General features: G+C 70.0%; 22 protein-coding genes and 2 pseudogenes. 9 read left to right on the top strand and 15 right to left on the bottom strand.

All coding sequences use genetic code 11. The features are described from left to right. Nucleotides 1-520 precede the first annotated feature (520 nt). From CHR28_RS34210 to CHR28_RS37380, 5 genes are all read right to left on the bottom strand, one after another. Nucleotides 521-1084, bottom strand: a complete 564-nt coding sequence (locus CHR28_RS34210) for a hypothetical protein (RefSeq protein ID WP_143655946.1) — start codon at nucleotides 1082-1084, stop codon at nucleotides 521-523. Further along, a complete protein-coding gene (locus CHR28_RS34205; protein ID WP_094057606.1) occupies nucleotides 1074-1589 on the bottom strand; it encodes a hypothetical protein in 516 nt (171 codons plus the stop codon). Before CHR28_RS34205 ends, CHR28_RS34210 begins: the two co-directional genes overlap by 11 nt. A 306-nt stretch (nucleotides 1590-1895) precedes the next feature. Further along, on the bottom strand, nucleotides 1896-2837 hold the full coding sequence (locus CHR28_RS34200; protein ID WP_306437592.1) for a M48 family metallopeptidase: 942 nt from the start codon (nucleotides 2835-2837) through the stop codon (nucleotides 1896-1898). Nucleotides 2838-2882: 45 nt separating this feature from the next. Continuing rightward, nucleotides 2883-3179, bottom strand: coding sequence for a hypothetical protein (locus CHR28_RS38870; protein WP_306437591.1), 297 nt, complete (start codon nucleotides 3177-3179; stop codon nucleotides 2883-2885). A 691-nt stretch (nucleotides 3180-3870) separates the two neighbouring features. Next, on the bottom strand, nucleotides 3871-4107 hold the full coding sequence (locus CHR28_RS37380) for a hypothetical protein (protein WP_179272653.1): 237 nt from the start codon (nucleotides 4105-4107) through the stop codon (nucleotides 3871-3873). On the opposite strand from CHR28_RS37380, the pseudogene CHR28_RS34195 reads away from it, so the two are divergent. Beyond that, nucleotides 4082-4231, top strand: a pseudogene (locus CHR28_RS34195) (DUF475 domain-containing protein); the annotation flags it as partial. The gene CHR28_RS37380 and the pseudogene CHR28_RS34195 overlap by 26 nt on opposite strands. A 236-nt stretch (nucleotides 4232-4467) precedes the next feature. Here the strand turns inward: CHR28_RS34195 and CHR28_RS34190 are convergent. After that, nucleotides 4468-6138 (bottom strand): subtype B tannase, encoded by a 1671-nt coding sequence (locus tag CHR28_RS34190; protein ID WP_094057605.1) that lies wholly within the window; start codon nucleotides 6136-6138, stop codon nucleotides 4468-4470. 585 nt (nucleotides 6139-6723) lie between these two features. On the opposite strand from CHR28_RS34190, the gene CHR28_RS34185 reads away from it, so the two are divergent. The 6 genes from CHR28_RS34185 to CHR28_RS34160 all read left to right on the top strand — a co-directional run bounded on the left by CHR28_RS34185 (nucleotide 6724) and on the right by CHR28_RS34160 (nucleotide 12530). Next, a complete protein-coding gene (locus tag CHR28_RS34185; protein ID WP_094057604.1) occupies nucleotides 6724-7377 on the top strand; it encodes a GntR family transcriptional regulator in 654 nt (217 codons plus the stop codon). 48 nt (nucleotides 7378-7425) lie between these two features. Then, complete coding sequence (locus tag CHR28_RS34180; protein WP_094057603.1) at nucleotides 7426-8184, top strand: PIG-L deacetylase family protein; 759 nt, start codon at nucleotides 7426-7428, stop codon at nucleotides 8182-8184. Further along, nucleotides 8184-8879 carry a 4-carboxy-4-hydroxy-2-oxoadipate aldolase/oxaloacetate decarboxylase gene (locus CHR28_RS34175; RefSeq protein WP_094057602.1) on the top strand — a complete coding sequence of 232 codons (696 nt, stop codon included), beginning with the start codon at nucleotides 8184-8186 and terminating at the stop codon, nucleotides 8877-8879. The genes CHR28_RS34180 and CHR28_RS34175 overlap by 1 nt, the downstream gene beginning before the upstream one ends. 35 nt (nucleotides 8880-8914) lie before the next feature. Further along, nucleotides 8915-9994, top strand: a complete 1080-nt coding sequence (locus tag CHR28_RS34170; RefSeq protein WP_094057601.1) for a 4-oxalomesaconate tautomerase — start codon at nucleotides 8915-8917, stop codon at nucleotides 9992-9994. After that, entirely contained in the window at nucleotides 9994-10947 is a 954-nt protein-coding gene (locus CHR28_RS34165; RefSeq protein WP_094057600.1) for a VOC family protein, read from the top strand. The genes CHR28_RS34170 and CHR28_RS34165 overlap by 1 nt, the downstream gene beginning before the upstream one ends. A 269-nt stretch (nucleotides 10948-11216) precedes the next feature. Next, a complete protein-coding gene (locus CHR28_RS34160; RefSeq protein ID WP_094057599.1) occupies nucleotides 11217-12530 on the top strand; it encodes an MFS transporter in 1314 nt (437 codons plus the stop codon). Between the two features lie 385 nt (nucleotides 12531-12915). Here CHR28_RS34160 and CHR28_RS39060 read toward each other — a convergent pair. Both CHR28_RS39060 and CHR28_RS34155 read right to left on the bottom strand, forming a co-directional pair. Further along, a pseudogene (locus tag CHR28_RS39060) lies at nucleotides 12916-13059 on the bottom strand (IS5/IS1182 family transposase); the annotation flags it as partial. 295 nt (nucleotides 13060-13354) lie between these two features. Then, nucleotides 13355-14116 carry a hypothetical protein gene (locus tag CHR28_RS34155; RefSeq protein WP_094057598.1) on the bottom strand — a complete coding sequence of 254 codons (762 nt, stop codon included), beginning with the start codon at nucleotides 14114-14116 and terminating at the stop codon, nucleotides 13355-13357. 422 nt (nucleotides 14117-14538) lie between these two features. On the opposite strand from CHR28_RS34155, the gene CHR28_RS34150 reads away from it, so the two are divergent. After that, complete coding sequence (locus CHR28_RS34150; RefSeq protein WP_094057597.1) at nucleotides 14539-15159, top strand: hypothetical protein; 621 nt, start codon at nucleotides 14539-14541, stop codon at nucleotides 15157-15159. Nucleotides 15160-15244: 85 nt separating this feature from the next. Here the strand turns inward: CHR28_RS34150 and CHR28_RS34145 are convergent, their stop codons facing one another. The 5 genes from CHR28_RS34145 to CHR28_RS34125 all read right to left on the bottom strand — a co-directional run bounded on the left by CHR28_RS34145 (nucleotide 15245) and on the right by CHR28_RS34125 (nucleotide 21465). Continuing rightward, the gene (locus CHR28_RS34145) at nucleotides 15245-17506 is read right to left on the bottom strand and encodes a xanthine dehydrogenase family protein molybdopterin-binding subunit (RefSeq protein WP_094057596.1); all 2262 of its coding nucleotides are present in this window, start codon (nucleotides 17504-17506) and stop codon (nucleotides 15245-15247) included. 10 nt (nucleotides 17507-17516) lie between these two features. Further along, nucleotides 17517-18662 carry an XdhC family protein gene (locus tag CHR28_RS34140; protein WP_094057595.1) on the bottom strand — a complete coding sequence of 382 codons (1146 nt, stop codon included), beginning with the start codon at nucleotides 18660-18662 and terminating at the stop codon, nucleotides 17517-17519. A 69-nt stretch (nucleotides 18663-18731) separates the two neighbouring features. Next, nucleotides 18732-19709: an FAD binding domain-containing protein gene (locus CHR28_RS34135; RefSeq protein WP_094057594.1), complete on the bottom strand. Its 978-nt coding sequence runs from the start codon at nucleotides 19707-19709 to the stop codon at nucleotides 18732-18734. Continuing rightward, entirely contained in the window at nucleotides 19709-20332 is a 624-nt protein-coding gene (locus tag CHR28_RS34130) for a (2Fe-2S)-binding protein (RefSeq protein WP_094057593.1), read from the bottom strand. Before CHR28_RS34130 ends, CHR28_RS34135 begins: the two co-directional genes overlap by 1 nt. A 293-nt stretch (nucleotides 20333-20625) precedes the next feature. Further along, nucleotides 20626-21465 (bottom strand): helix-turn-helix transcriptional regulator, encoded by an 840-nt coding sequence (locus CHR28_RS34125; RefSeq protein ID WP_094057592.1) that lies wholly within the window; start codon nucleotides 21463-21465, stop codon nucleotides 20626-20628. 909 nt (nucleotides 21466-22374) lie between these two features. On the opposite strand from CHR28_RS34125, the gene CHR28_RS34115 reads away from it, so the two are divergent. After that, a complete protein-coding gene (locus CHR28_RS34115; protein WP_094057591.1) occupies nucleotides 22375-23307 on the top strand; it encodes an SDR family oxidoreductase in 933 nt (310 codons plus the stop codon). A gap of 10 nt (nucleotides 23308-23317) precedes the next feature. Here CHR28_RS34115 and CHR28_RS37915 read toward each other — a convergent pair whose 3' ends face one another. Together CHR28_RS37915 and CHR28_RS34105 are read right to left on the bottom strand one after the other, a co-directional pair. Beyond that, nucleotides 23318-23605, bottom strand: a complete 288-nt coding sequence (locus CHR28_RS37915) for a hypothetical protein (protein WP_179272659.1) — start codon at nucleotides 23603-23605, stop codon at nucleotides 23318-23320. A gap of 276 nt (nucleotides 23606-23881) precedes the next feature. After that, nucleotides 23882-24799 carry a LysR family transcriptional regulator gene (locus tag CHR28_RS34105; protein WP_179272658.1) on the bottom strand — a complete coding sequence of 306 codons (918 nt, stop codon included), beginning with the start codon at nucleotides 24797-24799 and terminating at the stop codon, nucleotides 23882-23884. Nucleotides 24800-24836 lie beyond the last annotated feature (37 nt).

Genomic DNA, 24836 nt, shown 5'->3' with positions numbered 1-24836 from the left:
TCTACCTGCACAAGCCCTCAGGCAGCCGCGCAGACGTCCACACCTACACCCACCACAACAACGACCCCGACCGCAACGGCAACATCAACTTCCACGGCTGACTGCCCTCCACCGCGGGACAGCGGCTTGACCGTCGTGCCCCGGGGCGGCCGGGGGATGACGGCGGTGTTCTACCCAGCAGCCTCGCCCCTTCGACTGTTCGCCCTACTCCTCTGCGCCTGCGGTGGCCTGGCTGGTCCAGAGTTGCAGGACCGCGCTCGGCGGCTTTGCCCGGGCCAGGTCCCGCGTCGTCGTTGCGAGCCGCGGAGTCAGCACGAAGACACCGGAGCCGCTGCGACGGGCGTTTGACCGTTGACGCCGACGATGGGCCGAGTGAAGCGGTAGCACTGATCGACCACGGTGTCCGAGCTGGAGAGGAGGATTGATACGGCTACTGTGTCCGCCTTGCGCACTACGCTCTTGACGTCGTAGGGCCGCAGCCGTCCCGTGGGGTCCAGGGCCTTTCGCACTCCGGCTTTCGTCAGGTCCTTGGCATACATGCCGGAGATGCGCGTCCGCGCCAAGCCTGCCAGGCCGCCGACCCCGTGCCCGGCCGACACACTTCGTTCTCTCGCTCGGACAGCCGCGACGACCACATTTGGCTGGGGCGGTGGGCGTAGGTGAAGACGAAACACCGCATCACCCGCACGGGCCCGCCACCGGGGAGCAGGCCCTCTTCGTTATAGAAGGCTGATTTCGCGGCCGTGGCGGTGAATGCGCGGCGCGTAGGATCGTAGGTGATCACGGGGGCCTTGGTGTGCCGCCAGATCACATTCATGAGGACGTCGGTGCCCCTGGCGTTGCTCGCGTTGAGGGCGCGGGTCGTGTCGTTCGCTGCGTCACGGGCCTGCTTCAGGGTTGATGCGAACGTTTTGTCCCTGCGCTCACTGTTGACTTTCTCGTCGTGCCAGTGCCGGTACCACAGCCAGGAGACTGGAAGGCCGAGAACGGTGATCAGTGCGATCAGTATGGTCAGGCAGCCGGTGGTCACGAGACGGTTGCCCTGCCCCGTGACCACCAGGTTGTCCGTGTCGTCAGTTGCCACTAACTGCCCTTGTATCCCATGTCGGCCAGCGCCTGGTCCATGACCCGAGAATCGGCAATCGGCCATACAGGACCAGCGCGTCATCGTCCTCGTCCGCTGTTTCGCCGCCCAGATCGACGAGCAGCGCGACAGTCCTGTTCAGCTCCCGCTGGATCAGCCGCTGAACCGCATCGGTGGCCTGCTCACGCTCGTTGTCCGTCAGCCCGCCGAGCACGAAGGTGAGGACCTGGGTGTCCGGCGCCACGTACCGGACATGGCAGACCACGTCCGTGTCCGCTGACAACCACAACTGCAGGCAGAGCGGCCCGACCGACAGGCCAACAAGCTCCAGGATGCGCCCGACAGGCAGCCTCACCTGCTCCCCCGCGACGTCCAGAAGCATCCCGCAGCCCAGCTTCGGGTGCTCGACCGTCAGCCCGGACTGGGCCAAGTGGTGGGTGACGGAGCGGAACTCGGATTCGTCCATCCGGCCCTCGCGGTACCAGGACAGGTAGGTCTCCAACACCGCTGACCCTCCTCGCCGTCACGGCCCGCCAAGGGGGGCGGCGTGATGCCCCACTCACGGTGACCACCCCCATCAACAAGCATCCGGCATTCTGAGCCCACAGGTGATCATTTATCAGACAAGGCGTAGCCATCAATCACGGCAAGCATCGTTGCCATAGCAGGTCGTGTCCGCCTAGTCGCGTCGTCCGCCCGGAAGGCGGGCCGAGCGGCGTCTGATGCGGTGAGTGGGGGCCCGGGCCCCCTGCTCGAGGAGCTGGGGGGCGTGCCGGACGTCGGACGGCAGACGGTACCTTGCAGGCACGGCCTAACCCTGGTACCCGTCTCGCATGATGCGGCGCGCCACTGCGGTGCGGGCCGCTGCCAGTTCGGCGGCGACGCGGCGCTCGCGGGCGGCGTCGGTCGGCACGGCAGCGGGCAGGGGTGGGCCGGTGAGCAGGCAGGTGCGGCGCAGGTGGGTGGGCGGGTGGGTGGAGTCGACGCTGTGGCCGCGCCGGGCACCGACGCGCCGCAGCCGCTCGTATTCGTGGCCGGGCACGGACTCCATGTGGGCGGCGAGCCGGTCCCACAGATGCTCCGGGCGCTCGGCCCGCAGGGCGGCGCCGTGCCCGCGCAGGGACGCCTGATTGGCCTCGCGTTGCAGCGCCGTGACGGCCGAGTCCGCGATCAGCAGCCGGTCCATCAGTCCTGCGGCGGCCTCGGTGGAACCGGCCCGGGCTGCCTCCCGGTCGGCCAGGTACTCGGCCCGCTGGGCGGCGCGCAGGGTGAGCTGGTCGAGCAGCATCAGCACCCCGCGCACGAACAGGCGGGGCAGCACGTACAGGAGGTTGACGAGGATCTGCATGCCCGCGGGGTTGGGGATCGGGGCGAAGGAGTAGTGCCACTGGCCCAGCGACTGCAGGGCGGTTCCGACGACCAGTCCGTGCCGGGTGTCGCCGTTGCCGTAGTGGCCGAGTTCGTGACCCAGCAGGGCTACACGCTCTTGCGGGGTGAGGATCTCCCACAGTGGCAGCCCAATCGTCAGCCGTCTGCGGCCCCGCAGGCCGTAGATGCTGACACTGGCGTTGACCTCGTCGCCGACGACGACCGCGTCCACCGTGCGGGTGCCGACCGAGCGGGCCACATCGTCGACGAGTGCGAACAGCTCCGGCGCATCGGCGCGACGCAGCACCGGCCGGTCGTCCGGCAGCCGCGCGAACCGGGGCCGCAGCGCCACCGCCATCACCAGCAGGATCGCCCCCGCCACCATGCCGACGCCACCCCAGCCACGGACGAGACACCACACGCCCGCCAGCTACAGGACCGCGGTGACGGCGTGCACGGCGAGGGCGAGCGCGTAGGCGAGGACCGCCGAGGTGTCCCGGCGAGCGGCCAGGGCATCGCCCTGCGCCACCTCACCCAGCAGCTTCTCGCCATAGCCGCGAGCCAGAGCGCGCCGCGCCCGGTCGACCCGGCCCCGCTCGGGCTCCGGCTCCGCCGGGTCGATGTTCCACTCGCAGGAGGCGCACCACAGCGTGAACCGCCGGTCCCCCTCGATCCCGGCCCCACACTCGGGGCACGCCTGGGTGATCTGCTCCGCAGCGCTCGTCATGGCGCCCTTCCCTCCCCTGAGGCCTCTCCCCAGAAGCCGCCTGTTCATGACAGAAGGGGAGAGCTGATCATGCGGGGCGGGACCGAAGCAACCCCCTGGGGCATCTCCTTGATCGGTTGATCAGTTGATGCCTGATTCAGGGCCTCGATGCGGCGTCGACTGCCTTCACCCTGCAGCCCGAGCACGTTCCCGACCTCTTCGCTACGAACAGATGCCGATAGACCGTCACTTGGCGCCGGGGGATGCCACAGTGCGTCGTCTCATCTGCCAGGGCGTGCTCCACAGCCGGGTCACCTGTCTCCCGGCATGCAGCGAAACGCGTCGGGGCAAGCCCGAGCGCGAATCTCAAGGATCGGAGGTGGTGACCAAGCTGCGGCATGGCCACCACCTTCACACGTGGCCCGACCGCGGTGAAGTCAAGAAAACAGGTTTTGCCACTCGCACACGGGCTGGAACGCGGCGCTGCTGGCCGGAACACGCCGAAGTCGGCAGGAGGATGAGGGCAGTCGGAGCGCGTCCGAAAGTCCTTCCCGCCGAAGCGGGAGTGTTCCGTAGGAGTCGTATCGGGCGACCTGATCGGGGCGTGCCCTCCCTGTCGTCGCGGGGGCGTTCCGCCTTTTACCGATACTGCGCCTTCCACTGAGCACCCACGCGTCGCGGGGAGGACCCGAACGAAAACGGCGCTGTACGCTTAGGCGTCGAGCGGTTCTTTCCGGCGACGCGGGGGTGCTGCCGCTGCCCCGTCAGCCCGGCCGATCTCGGCGTCGGCTGACTTGGGGGCTTCGAGAGCGAGGGCATCGGCGGTGAGGGCACCGGTCTTCAGGGCTGCGGCGGGGCCGGTGACGAGGTGTTCGTGGGGCAGGTGGCGGCTGAGGAGGAGGACCTCGACCTGGTCGGCCTCCGTCCTGATGGCCCTCGGCCTGGGCATCGGCGCCATGTACGTGCGGTCGCTCAGGGTCTGCCTGGTCCGCCAGGGCACCCTGGACGACTACGTCCACCTGGAGCACGGCGCGCACCACGCCATCGGCGCGCTCGCCATGATCCTGCTCGTCAAATCAGGAGGCGATGGTCTCCGCGAGCTGACTGCTTCGGCGCCCCCCTCCGAGCCAGGCACTGTGCCGGAACAGCACGACGGAGGATCCAGCGTTGCGGATCGGTTCCGCGTCATAGCAGCGCAGTCGAGCGGGGCGCTGAGTCACTCGTGCGGGTCGATGACGAGGCAGTCGGCGTGCTCGTTCGTTCCGGCCGCCCTGTCCCCGGGACGGGCGGCCGGTGGCTGTCCTGTCACCTACGCGAGCGGGTCGCCGGCCTTGCGGACGACCTTGGCGATCCAGGCCATGGCCTCGGGCACGTCGTAGTTTCCGGCGTGTGGCTGGTTCCAGGCGAGTTGGTAGTCCAGGTCCTCGACCTCCCTGTCCGCGGCAAGCGCGCGGTCGAGGTTGACCGAGACGGTGAAGGCCGTGTCCCGGTCGCGGGTGCCGTGGCGGACGTACCAGTTCGGCGCGGTGTCGGCACCGGTGCCGATGAAGTCCATCGGGTTGATGAGGTGGACCTGGTCGTCGACGCGGGTGCTGATCCGGGCGGTGTACTGCTTCCAGGTCAGCCCGGTGTCGTCCAGGCCGCTGCCGTCGCCGGACACGTCGTTGTGGTTCCAGCTGTACTCGGTGTAGTTGAGGTACGTCGCGGTCGGCGGGCCGAAGAGGTTGGTCTCAGTACGGCTGGTGGTGTTCCCGTCGACGCCCACGGCGTCGAAGGCGGGGGTCGTCTTCAGGGCGGCCTGGGTGGCGACGAAGGCGAGGTACCTCGCCATGTCGATCGAGCGCACTGTGCGGGTGGCGGTGTCGACGTCGATCCAGTCGTTGACGTACGACTTGGTGGTGCCCCCTGCCGTGATCTGAAAGGTGCCGCCCAGCGGCGGGATGGTGTGGGCGGGATCCGCCTTCAGGTAGGTCTCGGCGGAGCGGGCGACCTCCTTCTCTATGGTGTCGAGCATGGTCGCGGCGGTGAGCCGGGAGCCGTCGGGATTGCGCAGCCCGAGGCTCTTCTCATAGGCCGCGAACCGGGCCGCCATGTCTGCGGCTGCCTCGGCAGAGGGGTTCTGCCCTGTGGTGTCGCGGGTGTTGAGGACGTTGTAGAGCCATTCGTAGGCGATGTCGGCGTTGCCGAGGTCGGTGATCGGGCAGTAGGCGTTGACCGCGAAGACGTCGTCGCGCAAGGTGCTGCGCCCCTTGGCGTCGATGCCGGCGGCGCCGACCGCGGCGAGATACGGGGTGTACTCACCGCTGTTGCCGGAAGCGCCCAGGATCGACGCCAGCGCGCCGCCGCCGCTGGTGCCGTTGACGACGATCCGCTCCGCACTGCCGGGCATCGCAGCGTCGTTCAGACGCAGGTAGCGTACGGCGGCCTTGGCGTCGGCGACGGCCGCGGGCGCCTTGCCGGGGAACGAGCCGTCGGCAGCGACCAGTCCGCGGCTGCGGCTGGCCACGTCGACGAAGACGTAACCCGCTTTCAAGGCGGCGCCGACGTTGCTCGTCGCACTGCTGTAGGAGGCGCCGGCGGTCACGCTCGCCCGTAGGTGACTCGCCATCCAGCCGCTGTTGTTCACCGCGAAGTAAACGGGCGCCCGCTGGTCGCCGAAAGCGCTCTCGGGGACGAACACGTTCATGCTCTGGTAGCCGCAGGCGGTGTTGGGGACGGTGGTGCTGCCCCCGCCAGGACCGCCGGGCTGCTGCGCCGCCGCGGCCACCGGGTTCGCGACGTAGCAGATCTCCTTGTACCAGCGCACGTTCACGGGACGGCCGTCGACGGTGACGGCGATCGTCGTGTAGCGGAAGGGGTCGAAGGCGAGCGCCGCGTCCTGGGGGTCCGCGGCGTGGCCTCGGCTCTGCGCGAGGGCGGCCGCCGCGACGGTGGCCGGTACGGCGGCGGACGTGAGGACGAGGGAACCCGCGAGAGCCACACCTCTCAGGAGGCGTGTGCGGGTAACGGCGCGTGCCGCCCGCACGCTCGCCCGGTGGGCGAGTGCGTCTCGTCCGCGGGGCGCGGTCAACCTCTGCATGGGTCTCTCCCCTTCATCGAGCACCGAGTGCTTCGCGGATGCCTCGGGTCGAGGCGTGACGCGACGCTACAAGATTGTTAACAATATGGCTAGCACTATGGTCGACAAGTGTTGGCGCCGAGCGGACCTGAAAGGCCACTGCCGAGTCGAGTCGACGCAGCGTCCTGCCTCCGGCGTGTCGCAGGCGCCGTTGCGGCGCGGCAACCGGACCAGGTTCCAGTCCTGGCTGCCGGGCGGGGGGCCTGCTCGTAGCCGGCCTCGTGGGCGGGCAGCCGCCAGGCAGTCGCGAGTCCGGCACTCTGCGCCGAAGAAACCGCGCTGGTGGTCGGCCGTGAATCCGCTTCAGGCGCAGCGCCGGATGCGGGGCCGCCGCCCGGCGTCCGGGGGGTTCCGCCGTGACTCGCATCGCTCCAAGTGAAAACAGAATCGTTGACAATTCTGTTCGCCTAGATTTAGCGTCGACAGGCACTCACTCAGGGAGGGCAGATGCCGAAGGAAGCCCGTCCAGGCTCCGGAGAGCAGGCCAAGCAGTACGCACTGGAGCGCCTCAGGAAGGCGATCCTGCAGGGCGAGATGGCACCGGCACAGCGGCTGGTGGAGAACGAGCTCGCCGAGAGCTACGGCGTCACGCGTGCCAGCATGCGCGCCGCTCTGCTCGATCTGACCTCCGAGGGGCTGGTGGAGCGGATCCGCAACCGCGGTTCGCGGGTGCGGGTGGTGACGGTCGAGGAGGCCGTAGAGATCACGGAGTGCCGGATGGCCCTCGAAGGGCTGTGCGCGGCCAAGGCGGCGACCGAGGCCACCGACGCGCAGCTCGACGAGCTGGCCGGCCTGGGCAAAGCCATGTCCAAGGCGGTCGCCGACGGCGATCCGGTCACCTACTCCGAGCTCAACCACGACCTCCACGCCCTGATCCGGGACATCTCCGGCCAGCACACGGCCGTCGGTCTCCTGGAGCGGCTCAACGCCCAGCTGGTGCGCCACCGCTTCCAGCTGGCGCTGCGGCCGGGACGGCCCCAGCAGTCCTTGAGTGAGCACCTGGCTCTGATCGAAGCGATCAGGGCCAGGGATCCGCAAGCGGCCGAGACGGCCGTTCGCGCCCACCTCAGCAGCGTGATCGACGCCCTGCGCGCCGACTGAAACGCGCTCCTGGGACGGGCGCGGCACCTGTCACCGAGGAGATACAGCATGACCCACGGCAACGACGCACCCGCCGCCGCTCCGCCCCGATCGACCCTCGTCGTCAGCGCGCACGCCGGAGACTTCGTGTGGCGGGCGGGTGGAGCCATCGCACTGGCCGCCTCCCGCGGTGAGAAGGTCACCATCGCGTGCCTGACCTTCGGTGAGCGCGGCGAGTCGGCCAAGGCGTGGCGGGAGGGGAAGAAGCTCGACGAGATCAAGGCGATCCGCCGCGAGGAGGCCGAGCGCGCCGCCGCGACGCTCGGCGCCGAGGTCCGCTTCTTCGACGCCGGTGACTACCCGCTCGTCGCCACGGCCGAGCTGACCGACCAGCTCGTCGCCGTCTACCGGCAGACGCAACCGGACGTCGTGCTCACGCACCCGGTCGAAGACCCGTACAACGGCGACCACCCGGCCGCCAACCGCATGGCTTTGGAGGCCCGCGTCCTCGCCCAGGCCATCGGCTACCCCGGCGAGGGCGAGATCATCGGCGCCCCGCCCGTCTTCTACTTCGAACCGCACCAACCCGAGATGAGCGGCTTCAAGCCCGAGGTCCTCCTCGACATCACCGAGGTCTGGGACATCAAGCGCAAGGCCATGGAGTGCCTCGGCGCCCAACAGCACCTGTGGGACTACTACACCGACCTCGCCGTACGCCGAGGGGTGCAGCTCAAGCGCAACGCCGGCCCCAACCTGGGGCTGGCCCACAAGACCATGGCCGAGGCCTACATGCGGCCCTACCCGCAGATCGCGAAGGAACTCGCCTGATGCCCGGCGTCATTGTCACCAACCCGCCCAAGGCCGAGGCAGAGGCCGTCGAGGCGCTCGCCGGCTACGGAACGGCCACCGTCGGCGAGGCCATGGGCCGCACCGGCTTCCTCGGCACGCATCTGCGCCCGATCCAGCAAGGCGTCCACGTCGCGGGCACCGCTGTCACGGTGCTGTGCTGGCCTGGCGACAACCTCATGATCCACGCCGCGGTCGAGCAGTGCGGCGAGGGCGACTTGCTCGTCGTCACCACCACCTCGCCTTGCGAGGACGGTCTGTTCGGCGAGCTGTTCGCTACGGCCCTCGCGCATCGCGGCGTGCGTGGCGTCGTCCTGAACACCGGTATCCGCGACACCGCCGAACTGCGCGCGATGGGCTTCCCCGCCTGGTCCGCCGCCGTCAGCCCGCAGGGCACGGTCAAGGCGACCGGCGGCAGCGTGAACGTACCGATCGTGATCGGCGGCCAGGTGATCCGCCCCGGTGACGTGGTCGTCGCCGACGACGACGGTGTGGTGGTCGTCCCCCGCGAGCGCGCCCACGAGACCGCCGAGGCGTCCGAGGCCCGCGAGCAGAAGGAGGCCGGGGCCCGCGCCGCCTTCGGGGAGGGGCAACTGGGCCTGGATCGCTACGGGTTGAGAGAGACCCTCACACGGCTCGGGGTCACCTACCGCTCGTACGAGGAGACCGAGTCGTGACCGGCCCCGCGGAGATCCTACGAGGAGACCGCGTCGTGACCAGCCCCGCGGAGGTCCGCTGCATGCTGATGCGCGGCGGCACCTCCAAGGGCGCCTACTTCCTGGCCGACGACCTGCCCACCGAAGAGAGCGTCCGCGACGAGCTGCTGCTGCGGGTCATGGGCAGCCCCGACCCGCGCCAGATCGACGGCCTCGGTGGCGCCCACCCGCTCACCAGCAAGGTCGCCGTGGTGTCCCCCTCGGCCGACTCGGAGGCCGACGTCGACTACCTCTTCCTCCAGGTCGCCGTGGACAGAGCAGAGGTATCGGACCGCCAGAACTGCGGCAACCTGCTCGCCGGGGTCGGCCCGTTCGCCGTCGAGCGCGGACTCGTACCAGCGGGGACCGACGAGACGTCCGTGCGCGTCCGGATGGTGAACTCCGGTGACTTCGCCACGGCGACATTCCCGACCCCGGGCGGCCGCGTCGACTACAGCGGCGACACGGAGATCTCCGGGGTCCCCGGGAGAGCCGCCGCCGTCGTCATCGAGTTCCCGCCGGGCCGAGACGAGTTGCTGCCCACGGGGAACGTGCGCGACACGGTCGGCGGCATCGAGGTCACGTGCGTCGACAACGGCATGCCGACCGTCCTGATCCCGGCCGAGGCCCTCAAGATCACCGGTCAGGAGGACCCGAAGGACCTGGAGAGCAACCGGGAACTGACCGCCCGGCTCCACGACATACGGCTGGCAGCCGGGCATCTGATGGGACTCGGCGACGTCGACGGCACCACCGTTCCCAAGCTCACCCTGGTCTCTGCGCCCCGCCATGGCGGCGCCGTCACCACCCGCACCTTCATCCCGGACCGCGTCCACACCTCCATCGGCGTCCTGGGCGCCGCGAGCGTGGCGGCCGGGCTGCGGATCGAGGGAAGCGTCGCACACGGCATCGCGGCCCTCCCCGACGAGGGTGACCGGCTCCGCATCGAGCATCCCAGCGGATTCACAGACATCGAGAGCAGCATCGATCGCACCCCCGAGGGCGGCTTGAGAGCACGTCGCACCGCCGTCGTCCGCACCGCCCGCAAGATCTTCGACGGCATCGTCTTCCCCGTACCACGCACAGGAGGTCACTGATGACCCCGCCTCTCGGCGACATCGCCCACATCGGCCACGCCCAGCTGTTCACCCCGAACCTGGACGCCTCCGTCGCCTTCTTCACGGACTTCCTGGGCCTGACCGTCAACGGGCAGGACGGCGACAGCGTCTACCTGCGCACCTTCGACGACTACGAGCACCACAGCCTGGTCCTCACCGCCCGCGACCAGCCCGGCCTCGGCCGGCTCGCCCTGCGCACCTCCAGCGAGGAGGCGCTTGGGCGTCGCATCCGGGCCATCGAGGCGGCGGGCGGCACGGGAAGGTGGGCCGAGGACGAGCCCGGTCTCGGCCGGCTCTACCTCACCACCGACCCGGACGGCCACGAGCACGCCCTGTACTGGGAGAGCGAGCACTACCAGGCCCCCCAGGCCCTCAGGCCCTCGCTCAAGAACCAGCCACAGACGAAACCCAACCGCGGCGTCGGCGTCCGCCGCCTGGACCACGTCAACTTCCTCGCCGCCGACGTCCTCGCCAACGCCCAATGGCAGGAGCAGATCCTCGGCGCCCGCCCCACCGAGCAGATCCGGCTCGACTCCGGAAAGATCGCGGCACGCTGGCTGACGTACACCGACAAGTCGTACGACGTCGTCTACACGTCCGACTGGACCGGCAGTACGGGCCGCCTGCACCACATCGCCTTCGCGACCGACACCCGCGAGGACATCCTGCGCGCCGCCGACCTCGCCATCGACACCGGCGTCTTCATCGAGACCGGCCCGCACAAGCACGCCATTCAGCAGACGTTCTTCCTCTACGTCTACGAACCCGGCGGCAACCGCATCGAACTGTGCAACCCGCTCACCCGCCTCGTCCTCGCCCCCGACTGGCCGCTCATCACCTGGACCGAGGAGGAGCGCAAGAAGGGCCAAGCATGGGGCCTGAAGACCATCGAGTCCTTCCACACGCACGGCACGCCGCCCGTGCGGCCCTGATGTGATCTCTCGCTACAGGCCCGGGCGGCCACCCACGCCGCCCCTGGGGTCGAATCGTTGCCTAGATTGTCAACAAAAGCGTTGACGTCCTTGTCGTGGCTTCTTATCGTCTACGCCACAGCGAGCTCGTGGCTCCCCGCGCGGAGTCCGGCTCGGGGGCGCGCTCCGTCCCGTCCTCCCCACCGGCCGCGCGAGCCGCATCGGCCCCACTGACCTTGCAGACAGGGACCAGGGCCTCGTCCTGACGTCCCGCACGAGAGGAAACAACGATGTCCTCCTCCGCCACCTCCCCGCTCGCCCAGGCGACCGGTACCGCGACCCGCCGTAGCCGCTCCGCCGTCATCGCCCTGTGCTGGGCACTCGTCCTCCTCGACGGCATCGACACGTTCATCTACGGCTCCGTGCTCCCGAAGATGCTCGGCGGCCACAGCCTCGGCCTCACCCCCGATGTCGCGGGCACGATCGGCAGTTACACCAACTTCGGCATGCTGCTCGGCACGATCGTGGCCGGCACGGCCTCGAACTGGATCGGCCGCCGCGTCACCGTCCTCGTCAGCGTCATGGTCTTCACCCTCGCCACGCTGGGCACCGGCTGGTCCCAGTCCTCGGGCCAGTTCGGCCTCTTCCGCTTCGTGTGCGGCTTCGGCCTGGGCGCGCTGCTGCCGATCGCGATCTCGTACGGCATGGAGTTCACCTCGCGCGGCCGCCGCGCCCTCGCCACCGGCGTCATCATGACCGCCCACCAGACCGGCGGCGCCCTGGCCCCGCTGATAGCCCTCTGGCTGGTCGACGACCACGGCTGGCGAACGGCCTTCATCGCCTCCTCGGTCCCCGCCCTGATCCTGCTCCCGGTCGCCTTCAGGCTGCTGCCCGAGTCCCCCACCAACCTGCTCACCCGCGGCCGCCGCGCCGACGCCGAACGACTCGCTGCCGCCTACGGCACCGAACTTGCCGAGCCGAAGGCGAGCCGCGGGGACAAGCTGGACGGGCTGAAGAACCTCTTCCGCAACCGCCAGTGGTCCACCACCCTGTGCTTCTGGCTGACCTCCTTCGCGGGTCTGTTCCTGGTCTACGGAGTCGGCCAGTGGCTGCCGAAGATCATGGTCGATCTCGGCTACGACACCGGCGACTCGCTCCTCTTCTCCACGTTCCTGAACGTCGGCGGCATCTGCGGCATGCTCGTCGCCGGCCGCACCGCCGACCGCATCGGCCCGCGCAAGGTCGTCATCGCCTGGTTCGCCCTGACCGCTCTCTTCGTCTACCTCATGGGCGTCAAGATGTCGGTGGGCGTCCTGTACGCGGTGGTCTTCTTCGCCGGACTGCTGCTCTTCTCCGGTCAGACCATGGTCTACGCGACGGTCGGCACCCACCACAACGACGAGGACCGCCCGACCGCCCTCGGCTGGGTCGCCGGCATGGGCCGCTTCGGCGCCATCTTCGGCCCGTGGATCGGCGGGGCGCTGATCGCGGCCGGCAACGCCGACATCGGCTTCACGATGTACGCCTGCGCCGCCGTCTTCGGCGCACTGATGATGGCCTTGGCGGCCCTCACCATCAAGGCGCGCACGGCCACGACGGTCTGACGGCAGAAGATGGAAGGGCCCTCCAGCGCCGGGGACTTGTGAGGGTCGTAGCACCACGTGGTCGGGCTGATCAGGCCGCGAGCAGGTCATGCAGACGCTCGGCCGGGGTCGCCCGGCCGAGCGTGTTGCGTGGGGGGCGAGTCCGGCGTCGACGGCATCGAGGTCCGCGGCTGCGGCGAGTATCTGATCAACGTGCCGGGCGGCGCCGGCGGGGTAGCGGTCGTGGCCGAGACGGACCAGTCCTGAAGCGACGTGGTGGTCGTCGCCGACGGCGAGCAAAAAACTGCGCGCCGAGGCACGCCCTCTCCTGTGATCGGTATGCCATGGGGGCGAGGTGGGGAACGAGCTGCTCAAACTGGGTGCAGTCGTTGACGTTGCCGGCGGTGATCGTGAAAGCGAACGGTCGGCCCTGTCCGTCGCAGGCAACGTCGGTCTTCGTGGTCAGCCGGCACGCCGCGGGACCGGCCGATCGCCTCGCCCGGCCAGCGCCCTCTTTTCGGGCCCCCGCCGCGTGTTGGTGAGCCCCCACGGTCGTGGAGTCGGCGCGTGCACGGTCTAGTGGCGGCACCGACGGCGTCGTAGTGCTGTTGGGCGTGGGCCGGCAGCCGGTCCGCGGTGCCGTCGGCCGACCAGCGGCGAAAGCCCGCGAGGCGGGGCCCGCCTCTGGTCATGGCGGCGCCTCGTCCGATATGGACACCGATGCCAGCTGTCTGCGCGAGTACCCGGGTCGGCGACCTCGCCGCCTGCCTTCTGGCGAGGGAGACGGCGAGGTCCAGGGACTGGTCACGGCTGTGACCGTCATCCGGTGGATGTGCACGCGGACATCAGTTCACGACGACGTTGTCCCCTGGCGACGTCGACGGTCCGGTGGTGGTGTTACCGAAGTACGCCCAGCGCCACGTACCCGTCTTGGATGCCTTCACGGTGGTGCTGAGACCACCCGAGCTGCTGGCGTACACCTTCTTCACCGTGGTGTAGGAGGCGGCGCCGGAGGGCTTGAACTGCAGGCTCACCAGGCGGCCTCCGTAGGAGGCGTACTTCCTGGTCTCCCAGTTGGCCCGTGTGACCTTTCCGGTCACGGTGATGGTCTTGTCCTTGGCCACCGGTTCGGGCGAGGCGTTGACGGTCAGGCGGGAGTTGCGCTTGACGTGGACCGTCAGCCCTTCGTCGTCGGTGTCACCGCCGTCGCCCTTGAAGAACACCCGGGCCGCGACCTTCCAGGCCCCGGCCTCACTGTTGCGCATGTCCCACTCACTCGGGTCGAAGTACATCGTCTCGTTGAAGTCGCAGACGCCCGAGCTCACCTTGATGCAGTCGCTCGTCTCGATGGCGTGCCACAGTTCGTCCCCACCGCTGCGGTACAGGTACACCGCTGGGTACTCCCACGCCCGAGTCGTCGCCATCCGGAAGGAGGCGGGCACCGCGACCTCGTTCGACACACCGATCACGATCGGCTTGCCGTCGTTCACCTGGACACGGGTGAACGAGACACCACCCTCGGCCGCCCCGGCCGGCGCCGCGGCCACGGCCGTGAACACCGCCGCCGCGCCACCGGCCATGACGACTCTCCAGAACCGCTTCCCCACCTGATCCCCTGACTTCCGTACCACAATGCGGCCGAAGGCATATCCCTCCAGCGCCCTACAGACGGCCGGCATCCGCACGGGGTTGTGCACCCGCGCATCACAATGCGGTCTCGGAGACGGGCTGGGGACCCAGTGCGCCCGGCGCCACGCTTACGGATGGAGCCCGGTGCCTGTGCCAGGGACCGGACCGAGGCAACGCCGGACACCCTGTTCGCGCATCCGCTCGGGGGACGGACGTTCTTGGCGCGATGACCTGACCGACTACGGGCCGGACAGCGCCTCACGCAAGTTGCCCCTACGTGTGCCGGTCGGGCCGCGCCAGTCGGACCTTGCGGGAGCGTTCGCCTCGTTCCCGGACGTGCTCTCACGATCGTGTCGTATTCACGATGACCTGCGGTGAACAGCCATGGCACAGTCGTCGCATGTCCGACGACATCGCCTATCCGGTCTTCCGTACGCCCGACCTCGCACTCGCCCTGAGCACCGCACGTCGCCTCATGGAGTTCGGCCAGCGGGAAGACTCCGACGTCTGCGTGTACGCACAGCTCCACTCCGTCGCCGAGGTGCAGCGAGTGGCGAAGGAACTGCCCGAGGGGTGGTTCCGGGGACGAGAGGAGGACGGGGTGCCGTGGGAGGATCAGCCCGCGCTCGTCCTCGGCAGCAAAGGGCCGGGGCTGCCGGTCGACCCGGCTGCGTACGACGGGCGGCTGCCGGTGCAGGTCGAACTGGACTACCTGCCGGTCGGCAGCATTGAAGACGCTTTCACAGCGGCCATCGGTCCGAACAGAGGCTGGATCAACTGGGAGACGTTGCGCTGGCCGGACGCACCCCAGGTGGGCTTCAACGGCGAGTCCCAGCACGCCGAGGTGACGCTCCTCGTCAACACTCCCACCCGTGAACTCGACGAGCACGCCGACGATCACACCGTCCTCCTCCACGTCCGCAGCGACTGCGTCGACGGCCGCGAGATACGAGAGCCGTACGCGCACTGGCTCGCCGAGCAGGTCGGACTCACGGTCATCGGGCCCGGGCAGCGGTGGTGAAGCCGGCTTTCCCACACCGATGTACTTCGGTGCCGGGTCGCCCCAGATCCGACCCGAACACCCCGAATCGTCAAAGCCGTCCAGATCACAGGTGCTCGATCAGCTTGTCGAGGGTGATCGGCACGTCGCGCACCCGGATTCCGGTGGCGTTGTAGACGGCGTTGCCGATCGCGGCGGCCGAGCCCACCGTGCCGATCTCCCCGAGGCCTCGGGCGCCGAGGCTCCTGGTCCCGGCCTCCTCACTGCCGTCGCCGAGCGGCCCGGTGAGGATGGGGTCGGGCCGGCCGAGCAGGTGCACGTCGATGTCGGGGACGTCGGCGTTCACGGGCACGAGGTAGTCGGCGAGTGTGCTGGACGCGAGGCGCCCGGTGTCGAGCTCCAGCGGGTTCTCCTCCAGCAGGGCGTGCCCGATACCGAAGATGACGCCGCCGACGAGCTGGCTGCGGGCGGCCCGGGAGTTGATGACGCGGCCGACGTCCGCGACCGTGGTGAACCGGGTGACGCGGGTTTCGCCGGTGAACCGGTTGACCCGCACCTCGCAGAAGTGGGCGCCGAAGCTGTGGTGGACATATCGCGGGTCGGGTTCGCCGGCTGACTCGGCGAGGGCCGTGATGTCTGGTGAGTCGACGGCGGCCAGCAGGCTGCCGAAGGTCATCGACCGCCCTTGACCGTGCAGGACGCCGCGCTCGTAGCGCAGGTCGTCGGCGTTCGCTCCATGCCACGGCGACCTGTCGTCGGTGACGGCGAGCCGCTTGAGCTCTTTGATCGCGTCGCGGGCGGCGTTCACGATCAACGGCACGGTGGCGTGCGTGGCGCTGGATCCGGCGGCGGGCGCGCCCTGTGGCAGCAGGGTGTCGCCGATCTCGGGCGTCACTCGCGTCAGCGGGATCTCGAGGGCGTCCGCGCCGGAGATCCCCACCATGGTCGCGGCGCCGGTGCCGAAGTCCGAGATCCCGGTCGAGACCACGGCGGTGTCGTCGTCGAGCAACCGGATGCGCACGCTCGCGGCCCGGCGGTGCGCCGGGTAGATGGCGGTGGCCATGCCGGTGCCGTACAGCCACTGCCCCTCGACGCGGGAGCGGGGCTTGGCGCTGCGGGCCGACCAGCCGAATCGCCGCGCGCCGAGGCGGTAGCACTCCTCGAGGTGCTTGCTCGACCACGGCAAGCCTGTGGAAGGGCTCTTGGTGGCGTAGTTGCGCAGCCGCAGCTCCACCGGGTCGACGCCGGTGGCCACGGCCAGCTCGTCCATCGCCGTCTCCAGGGCGAAGGACCCGGGTGCCTCGTTGGGGCCGCGCATCGCCCGGCTCCCGGGAATGTCGAGGGTGGCCAGCTGTGCGTCGACGTGCAGGTTCGACGTGCGGTAGAGCGCGTCCGTGGTGGCGTGCGCCGGTGTCATGGGGAAGGTGACGGTGGTCGGGCGCTCGGAGACGCTTCGGTGGCTGATGGCGTTGAGGACGCCGTCGCGGGAGGCGCCCAGCCGGACGGTCTGTGTGAGCTGGGGCCGGTGGCCGGTGAGGGTGAACATCTGCTCGCGGGTGAGGACGAGCCGGACCGGGCGGCCGATCTCCCGGGCCGCGGCGGCGGCGAGCGGGGTGTCGCTCCACAGGATGACGCGGGCGCCGAAGGCGCCGCCCACGTACTTCGTGATCAGCCGGACGTTCTGGGGCGGGACGCCGATCCGCTGGGCCGTCCCGAGGGCGTACGCCGAGGGAACCTGCGCGCCGGCATAGAGGGTGACCTGGTCACCCTTCCAGACGGCGAGGACGGCGTGGGGCTCCATCGCCGCGTGGTGTTGCATCTGCTGGTGGAACTCGGCCTCCACGACGACGTCGCTGGCGGCGAGCGCGGCGTCGATGGAGGCGACGCCGGGTGCCAGGATGTTGAGGCTGCTCGGTGACCCGCTGATGGTGGGGCCGGCCGGAACGTGGGGCTCGTCCGCGAGCGAGGTGCGCGGTGGCCGGGTGTCGTAGGTCGCGGTGACCCTCGCGGCGGCGTCGCGTGCCTGCTCGGGGGTCTCGGCGACGACCATCGCGATGGCCTGGCCGTGGAAGTGGACCTCCGCGTCGCGCAGCGGGACGTAGTTCTCGACGAAGCCGGCGAGCGGGCCGGTGATGGGGTACAGGCCCAGGCGGGGGTCTGGCGCGGCGTACACGCGCAGGACACCCGGTGAGGCCAGCGCGGCCGCCGTGTCGATGCCGGTGAGGGTGCCTCGCGCGATGGTGCTGGTGACGAGATGGGCGTGTGCGAGGTCGGGGGCGCGGTAGTCGCCGGAGTACTCGGCCGCGCCGGTGGCTTTCAGCCTGCCGTCGACGCGCTCGGTCTCGCGTCCGACTGGGGAACGGGACATCGTGAATCCTTCAGCTGCTGAATGCGAGTGCGCCGGTCGACGGAGCACTGTGGTGGATGGGGACCCCGGTGCTCAGGGGTGCTCCGGAGCCGCCGTGCCGGTGGGCGACGATCTCCGCCGCGATCGACAGTGCTGTCTCCTGCGGGGTGCGTGCTCCGAGGTCGAGGCCGATGGGCGAGTGCAGGCGATCGAGCTCGCCACTGGTGAGACCGGCGTCACGGAGCCGGGTCAGGCGTTCCTCGTGGGTGCGGCGGGACCCCATGGCACCCACGTACGCAATCGGCATGCGTAGCGCGGCGGTCAGGAGAGGCAGGTCGAACTTGGGGTCGTGGGTGAGCACGCACACGACGGTGCGCTGGTCCAGCAGGCCGGCCTCGGCCTGGGACCCGAGGTAGCGGTGCGGCCACTCGACGACGACCTCCGCGTCCGGGAACCGTTCCGGGGTGGCGAACGTGGCCCTGGCGTCGCAGACGGTCACCCGGTAGCCGAGGAAGGAGCCGAGCCGGGCCAGGGCGGCTGCGTGGTCGATGGCGCCGAAGACCAGCATCCGGGGCGGTGGGGAGTTGCTCTCCACCAGCAAGGTCATCGGCTCCCGGCAGTAGCTGTCGGCCACCCCGAGCCCGAGCGTGCCGGTCAGCCCGGCGTGCAGGGCACCGGTGGTCCGTGCCTCGGCGACCTGGTCGAGCAGTTCGTCCCCGAGCGTGCCCGCGACGGATCTCCCGGGCCGCACGACGATCGCACGCCCGAGGTGGGTCTCCGGGCCGCGGACGATCGTGGCCACGGCCACCGCCCGGCCGCCCGCGGCATCGGCCAGAGCCGGTTCGAGCCATGGCTCGGTGGTCGGGTCGTGGTGGCGCAGGAAAAGCTCGATGGTGCCGCCGCAGGTCAGACCTACGTCGAACGCGTCGGCGTCGCTGTACCCGAACCGCAGGGACCTGGGGTGGTGGTCCCCGGCCAGCATCTCCCGGCACGCGTCGTGGACCGCGGCGTCGACGCACCCGCCCGACACATTGCCCAGCACAGCGCCGTCCGCGTCCACCACCAGGGACGAGCCGGGCTGCCGCGGAGCGCTGCCGGCAACGCTCGTGACGGTGGCAGCCACGAACGGGACCCCACGGCGGACACGTTCGACCAGGTCAGGCGCGATCTCAAGCATATGCGCCGCCAGATCCGGGACCGTTTGCCCCGACGGAGTCAGGCCGGGCGGGGCCGCCGCGCCTGCCGCTCACCGGTTCTCCTGCAGTTCGGTCAGCGCCCGTACCAGGGTGCGGCGCAGCAGCGCGGGCTTGAAACGGTTGTGCTCCCGTGGGCGGGCACCGTCCGCGGCACCGGCGACAGCCGCCTCGAACGTCGCGGAGGTCGCGGGCCGGCCTGTCAGGGCGCGTTCGACGGCCGTCAGCCTCCACGGCCTGGTTCCCACTCCGCCCGCGGCGATCCGGGCGTTCACGATGGTGCGCCCGCGCAGTTGGAGCGCGACGGCGGCCGAGGTGAGCGCGAACTCGTACGACTGCCGGTCGCGGATCTTCAGGTACAGCGAGTGCGCCGCCCAGGGCGAGCGCGGCACGGTGATCCCAGTGACGAGCTCGTTCGGCCGCAGCACGTTCTCGACATCGGGGGTGTCACCGGGCAGGGTGTAGAACGTCTCCAGGGGTACGGTGCGCGTGCCGCGCGCCGAGGCCAGGTGGACGGTCGTGCTCAACGCCACCAGCGGGACGGCGAGGTCGCTGGGATGGGTGGCGATGCACGCGTCGCTGGTGCCCAGCACGGCGTGGCCGCGGTTGATCCCTTCCAGGGCTGAGCAGCCGGTGCCCGGCTCACGCTTGTTGCACGGGGTTGTGACGTCGCGGAAGTAGCTGCACCGCGTGCGCTGCAGCAGGTTGCCGCCGATGCTCGCCATATTGCGCAGCTGGGCCGAGGCACTCAGCTCCAGCGCCTGCGCGACCATCGGGTAGTGCCGGCGCACGGCAGGCGCGGCGGCCACGTCGCTCATCCGTTCCAGCGCGCCGATGTGCAGACCCTCGTGGTCCAGGGTGATGCCGTCCAGTGGCAGCCGGTTGATGTCCACGACACGGCCGGGTGACATCACCTCGAGCTTCATGAGGTCCACCAGGGTGGTGCCGCCGGCCAGGAACGCGGTGCCGGGCTTGGCGTCCCGCACAGCCTCACGGACCGTCCGCGGCTGGGCGTAGGTGTAGGGCCGCATCAGCGCATCACCCGCTGCGCGTCCCGGATGGCGTCGACGATACGGGGGTAGGCGCTGCACCGGCAGATGTTGCCCGACATGCGCTCACGTATCTCGTCGTCGGAGCGGGCGGGGCCTTCGTCGTCGACCATGGCGACCGCGGACATGATCTGCCCCGGGGTGCAGAAGCCGCACTGCAGACCGTCGTGGTCGACGAAGGCCTGCTGCATGGGATGCAGCCGGTCGCCGTCGGCCAGCCCCTCGATCGTGGTGACCTGGTGGCCGCTCGTCGTGACGGCCAGCGTGAGGCACGACAGCACGCGCCGGCCGTCGATGTGCACGGTGCAGGCGCCGCACTGTCCCCGGTCGCAGCCCTTCTTGGTGCCCTTGAGGTCGAGCCGCTCGCGGAGTGTGTCCAGCAGCGTGGCCCGCGGGTCCACCCGCAGGGTGACCGGATCGCCGTTGACGGCGGTCCGTACCGTCACCGGCGTCACGCCGTCGACGGTGGCTGCCGGGGCGGCTTCTGCCGTCTCGGCCTGTCCGGTCAGCAGCGGCACCACGGTGACGGCGGCCAGGCTCCCCCCTACGAAGCCGCGCCGGGACACACCCGGACCGGCGCCTCCCACCTCGTTCTGTTCGTTCATCAATGCCTCCTGGCTGATGGCAAGTTCGGGCAGGGGAAGGCCGGCGCCGCGACCGTCCGTGTGGTCTCCGGGGCGAGCGCTGCTCCAAGGCTGGCCGCCGGGAGCGGGATCATCCAGGCTCTGCCGATCCCAGGCTGAGGTCGAACTGGAGGAGGAGAAATGGTCCGGCCTGTCCACCCCGGGCCGGTAACCACGGAGGACAGCGCATGACGACCGACTCCTACGAAGGTCGATGCCGACCTCAAGCGTCGTCAGGACGGCATCCCGGCGGAGTCGGTCCTCGGTTCGCCGGTTCAGTGCAGCGTCTGTGTGCCGATCACGGACAGGACCTGCAGCTTCTCGTAGCTCTCCGTGCCCGGGACGGCCGTGTAGACCATCAGGGAATGGGCCTGGTCCGGATCGATCAGGCGCTGGCAGTTCAGCTCCAGGGCGCCGACCTCGGGGTGAACGAAGTGCTTGACCTCGCGCGGACGGATCCCGATCTCATGGTCGTCCCACACCCGCCGGAACTCCTCGCTGGAGTCCAGGAGCAGATCCGCCAGGTACGCGGCTCGGGAGTCGGGACCCCGGAGGGTGACGATCGCGCGCAGGCCTGCGGCGTACATCCGGGTCATGAACGCGTGCTGCTCCGGAGCGTACAGGTCCCGGGCACTGGGGTCGGTGAACCACCGGTAGCCACTGCTGCGAGCAGGACCCGTGTACTGCGTCGTGTCGCCGGTGAGGGCGATGCCCATCGGTGTCTGCCGCAAGGTCTCGCCGAGCTCGGTGACGATCTCCGCAGGCGTGTCGTGCAGCCGGTCCAGAACACGCAGCAGCCCCGGGCTGATGTGCTCACTGGAGCTGTCACGCGGCGGCGGGTTGTGCCCGGCCAGCCGGAACAGATGGTCACGCTCGTCGATGGACAGATGGAGTCCCTGGGCGATGGAGGCGAGCATCTGCGGTGACGGTTGCGGACCGCGCTCGCGCTCCAGACGGGAGTAGTAGTCGGCCGACATGTTGCACAGCGTCGCCACCTCCTCCCGCCGTAGTCCGGTAGTTCTGCGGCGCCGTCCCCGAGGCATGCCGACGTCCTCCGGCTGCAGCGCCTCACGACGGTTGCGGAGAAAGCCCGCCAGCCCTGCGCGATCGATCACGGCGCTCCCCTTCTGAGAGTTCTGCCTCGTTTCCCCGTGCTGTTTCACTTCTATCGCGCGTGCATTCGCGTATCCACGGCTTGTCGATCCCCCCATAGGACGCGCGTCGCCGCGTCAGGGCACGGTCGACGGTCCTTCCCGCGCGGGGCGGAGTCGGCATTGCCGCCGCGTCTGTGTGCCACCGGTCCAGGTCAGTTGTCGGGGAGCGAACCTGTGTGACCTCTTGGGAGACCTGCCGCATGTGTTCGGCAGTGTCGGTGCGGCACGGCGGACGGAACAACGCAGCAGGCAATCAGGGGCGTGAGGCCTCTGCCCGGCGCCGCGGGCCATCAGTGCACGAGGCGTTCGATCAGCGTCTGCCAGGCGTCACCGAGGAAGTCGTTGGTCTCCGACGCTGTCCCGGCATCGGGCGGTCCGGGCCGGCATAGCTGGTGAGCGCGACGCCCAGCGGGGTCTGGCGCAGGCTCTCGCCGAGTTCGGTGATGATCTCCGTGGGCATGTCTGCAGGCGACCGAGGATATGCAGCAGGCCCCTCACCGGCTCCACCACGCTGGGGCGGGTTGTGCCCGGCCGGCATGGACAGGTGGTCGAGCCGCCGGTCCTGCGGCGCTGCCCACGCGGAAGATCGACGTCCTTCGGTTGCAGCGACTCCCGGCGGCGCCGGAGGAACTACGCGAGGCCGCTCGGATCGATCAGCATGGGTTCCTTGCCTTTGCCCCCTCGGTACTGGCGTGTTCCTACCGCCCACGCGCCCGCCCAGCCGGCTCGTCGATCCGCCCCTCCCCGACCGCGCGGAGGGGCGGATCGGCGAGCCGTGGACCGGTGAGTCCTGGATGCGTGGCAGACGACTGCCCAGCATGGACACACGCCGACCGCGGCTGACGCGTCGCCGAACGAAAGAGACCACTGATGGCTCGGAACATCGACATCACCATCCCCGACCTGTCCGGGAAGCTCGCCCTCGTCACCGGGGCGAGCGACGGGATCGGGTTCATCATCGCCTCCCGCCTCGCCCAAGCGGGCGCGGAGGTGATCATGCCGGTCCGCAACCCCGCCAAGGGCGAGCAGGCCGCCGACCGCATCCGTGACCTCGTCCCGGGAGCGAGAGTCACCACCCGGGCCCTGGACCTGGCCTCGCTCGACTCCGTGACCGCCCTGACCAAGCAGCTCGTGGGCGAGGGCCGCCCGGTCAACCTGCTCATCAACAACGCCGGCGTGATGCAACCCCCGAGCCGCCTGACCACCCAGGACGGGTTCGAGTTGCAGTTCGGAACCAACCACCTCGGCCACTTCGCCCTGACCCAGGGCCTGCTGCCCCTGCTCATCGAGGGCAGGGCCCGAGTCACCCACCAGACCAGCATCGCCGCCCGCAGCGGCGCGATCAACTGGGACGATCTCAACTGGGAGCGCGACTACGACGTCGCGAAGGCCTACCGACAGTCCAAGATCGCCGTCGGCCTGTTCTCCCGCGAACTCGACGTCCGCAGCGCCGCGGCCGGCTGGGGCATCACCAGCAACCTCTCCCACCCCGGCGTCTCCCCCACCAACCTCCTCTCCGCCCAGCCCGGCATGGGACGGCAGAAGGACACCGGCGCCGTCCGGATGATCCGCGTGCTCTCCCGCCTCCGCGTCCTCGGCACCCCCGCCACCGCCGCCCTCCCCGCACTACTGGCCGCCACCAGCCCCGACGCGCGGGGCGGCCAGTTCTACGGTCCCGACCGAGCCGATGTCGGCGGCGCTCCCGCCGAGCAGATGCCGTGGCCCCCGCTGCGCGACATGGACGAGGCCTGCAAGATCTGGGAGGCGTCCGAGCGGCTGATCGGTGCCCGCTTCCCCGCCTGACGTCCCGGTATCACCGCCGTCGACGCGCCGGCACCACGCCTGGCTCGTCCGGCGCCTGACGCGGGTGGAGGACGACCACGTCGCCGACGTGGCCGGCGCCGAGCAGGTGTGGACGGCGGCGGGCCGGCCCGGGGCGTTCGGCCCACCTCGCCTGCCCGTCAAGACGGATGAGGATCTCCGCCACGGCGGCGAGCACGTGGTCGTCGACGCCGGTGTGCAGCCGTCGGATTGTGGAGTCCGAGGCCGACGGACCGAACACGCGATGCTGCTGCAGGGGGAGTTGCTCGGCCTCGAACATGCTACGGGCCCGCTTCGTTCCGCCAGACGACGCAGCGGGACCACTCCGCAGTGACCGACGATGCCCTTGGCGTCGGCCCCAACTCGCAGGCCGTGGTCCCACGCGGTGGTGTAGCCCGCCAGAACGGTGTCCTGACCTCAAGAGCGCCGCATACCTGGCCGTGGGCGCCGTCGAGGACGGCCTCCCCTTCCGGGCGGTCACCGGCGACTGCGCCTACGGCGACATCGATGACTGCCGCGCCGCACTGCCCGAGGCCGGCCCGAGGGCGAGCATGCGTCAGTCTGCCCGGTGCCCGGTCACCTGTGTGGTGGTCTCCCGCACGACCTGCCGCAGCCACCGGTGCGCGGGGTCGCTGTCGACGCGGGGGTGCCAGGCGATGCCGTAGGGGAAGGACGGGAGCTCCTCGGGGGCCGCAGCGACGCGGTAGGCGGCGTCGTCGCCGTACGCCAAGGCCGCGCGCCGCGGGAGGGTGGCGATGAGTTCGGTGCCGGGCACGGCCGCCGCCGCCGCGGAGAAGTACGGTACGCGCAGGCCCGTGGCGCGGCGTAGCCCGTGCTCGTCCAGGCGGCGTTCGACCATGGTCTGGCCGCCGGCAAGGATGGTGACGATGACGTGCGGGTACGCGGTGAAGTCGTCCAGGGTCAGCCGCTCGGCGGTGACGGGATGGTCGTGGGACAGCAGGCAGACGAAGTCCTCCTCGAACAACGTCGCCCAGCGCAAGGAACGAGGCGCCACGACGCCGGAGACGACCAGATCCGCGCGGCCCTGCTCGACATCGACGAAGGACTCGTCCCCCAGGGGTGCCACGTCCAAGGCGATGCCGGGCGCCTCACGGAAGAAGCGGCGGAAGAGCGTCGGACCGAGCAAGGATGTGGCGTAGTCGGTGCAGTGGATGCGGAAATGACCGCTGGCCGTCGCGGGGTCGAAGGCATCGCCGCGCAGCAGCGTCTCCAGGCGGGGAAGGAGGTCGGCGAGCTCCGACTGGATCTGCTGCCCGCGCGGGGTCGGCTCGTATCCGCGCTGCGTGCGCACCAGGAGTTCGTCGCCGAACGTCTCCCTGAGCCGTTGCAGGACCCGGCTCATCGCCGACTGGCTCAGATGGAAACGGTCGGCGGCGCGTGTCACATGTCTCTCTTCGAGCAGAACTGCCAGCGCTTCGAGCAGATTCAGGTCCGCGTTCCGCAGATGCGACATGGACATACCCTATGGCCGACTTCATGCAGGTCATACA

Origin of the sequence: Streptomyces sp. XY006, assembly GCF_002237655.1 — a bacterium.
Classification (GTDB): domain Bacteria; phylum Actinomycetota; class Actinomycetes; order Streptomycetales; family Streptomycetaceae; genus Streptomyces; species Streptomyces levis.
The sequence above is the reverse complement of the archived record's forward strand: the minus strand, read 5'-3'. Positions and strand labels throughout refer to the sequence as shown.

Bases quoted from the DNA above. Each gene is read 5' to 3' on its own strand.
- CHR28_RS34200 (WP_306437592.1), bottom strand. From the start codon at position 2,837: ATGGTGGCGGGGGCGATCCTGCTGGTGATGGCGGTGGCGCTGCGGCCC.
- CHR28_RS38870 (WP_306437591.1), bottom strand. From the start codon at position 3,179: ATGACGAGCGCTGCGGAGCAGATCACCCAGGCGTGCCCCGAGTGTGGG.
- CHR28_RS37380 (WP_179272653.1), bottom strand. From the start codon at position 4,107: ATGCCCAGGCCGAGGGCCATCAGGACGGAGGCCGACCAGGTCGAGGTC.
- CHR28_RS34185 (WP_094057604.1), top strand. From the start codon at position 6,724: ATGCCGAAGGAAGCCCGTCCAGGCTCCGGAGAGCAGGCCAAGCAGTAC.
- CHR28_RS34180 (WP_094057603.1), top strand. From the start codon at position 7,426: ATGACCCACGGCAACGACGCACCCGCCGCCGCTCCGCCCCGATCGACC.
- CHR28_RS34175 (WP_094057602.1), top strand. From the start codon at position 8,184: ATGCCCGGCGTCATTGTCACCAACCCGCCCAAGGCCGAGGCAGAGGCC.
- CHR28_RS34165 (WP_094057600.1), top strand. From the start codon at position 9,994: ATGACCCCGCCTCTCGGCGACATCGCCCACATCGGCCACGCCCAGCTG.
- CHR28_RS34160 (WP_094057599.1), top strand. From the start codon at position 11,217: ATGTCCTCCTCCGCCACCTCCCCGCTCGCCCAGGCGACCGGTACCGCG.
- CHR28_RS34150 (WP_094057597.1), top strand. From the start codon at position 14,539: ATGTCCGACGACATCGCCTATCCGGTCTTCCGTACGCCCGACCTCGCA.
- CHR28_RS34145 (WP_094057596.1), bottom strand. From the start codon at position 17,506: ATGTCCCGTTCCCCAGTCGGACGCGAGACCGAGCGCGTCGACGGCAGG.
- CHR28_RS34140 (WP_094057595.1), bottom strand. From the start codon at position 18,662: ATGCTTGAGATCGCGCCTGACCTGGTCGAACGTGTCCGCCGTGGGGTC.
- CHR28_RS34135 (WP_094057594.1), bottom strand. From the start codon at position 19,709: ATGCGGCCCTACACCTACGCCCAGCCGCGGACGGTCCGTGAGGCTGTG.
- CHR28_RS34130 (WP_094057593.1), bottom strand. From the start codon at position 20,332: ATGAACGAACAGAACGAGGTGGGAGGCGCCGGTCCGGGTGTGTCCCGG.
- CHR28_RS34115 (WP_094057591.1), top strand. From the start codon at position 22,375: ATGGCTCGGAACATCGACATCACCATCCCCGACCTGTCCGGGAAGCTC.
- CHR28_RS37915 (WP_179272659.1), bottom strand. From the start codon at position 23,605: ATGTTCGAGGCCGAGCAACTCCCCCTGCAGCAGCATCGCGTGTTCGGT.
- CHR28_RS34105 (WP_179272658.1), bottom strand. From the start codon at position 24,799: ATGTCGCATCTGCGGAACGCGGACCTGAATCTGCTCGAAGCGCTGGCA.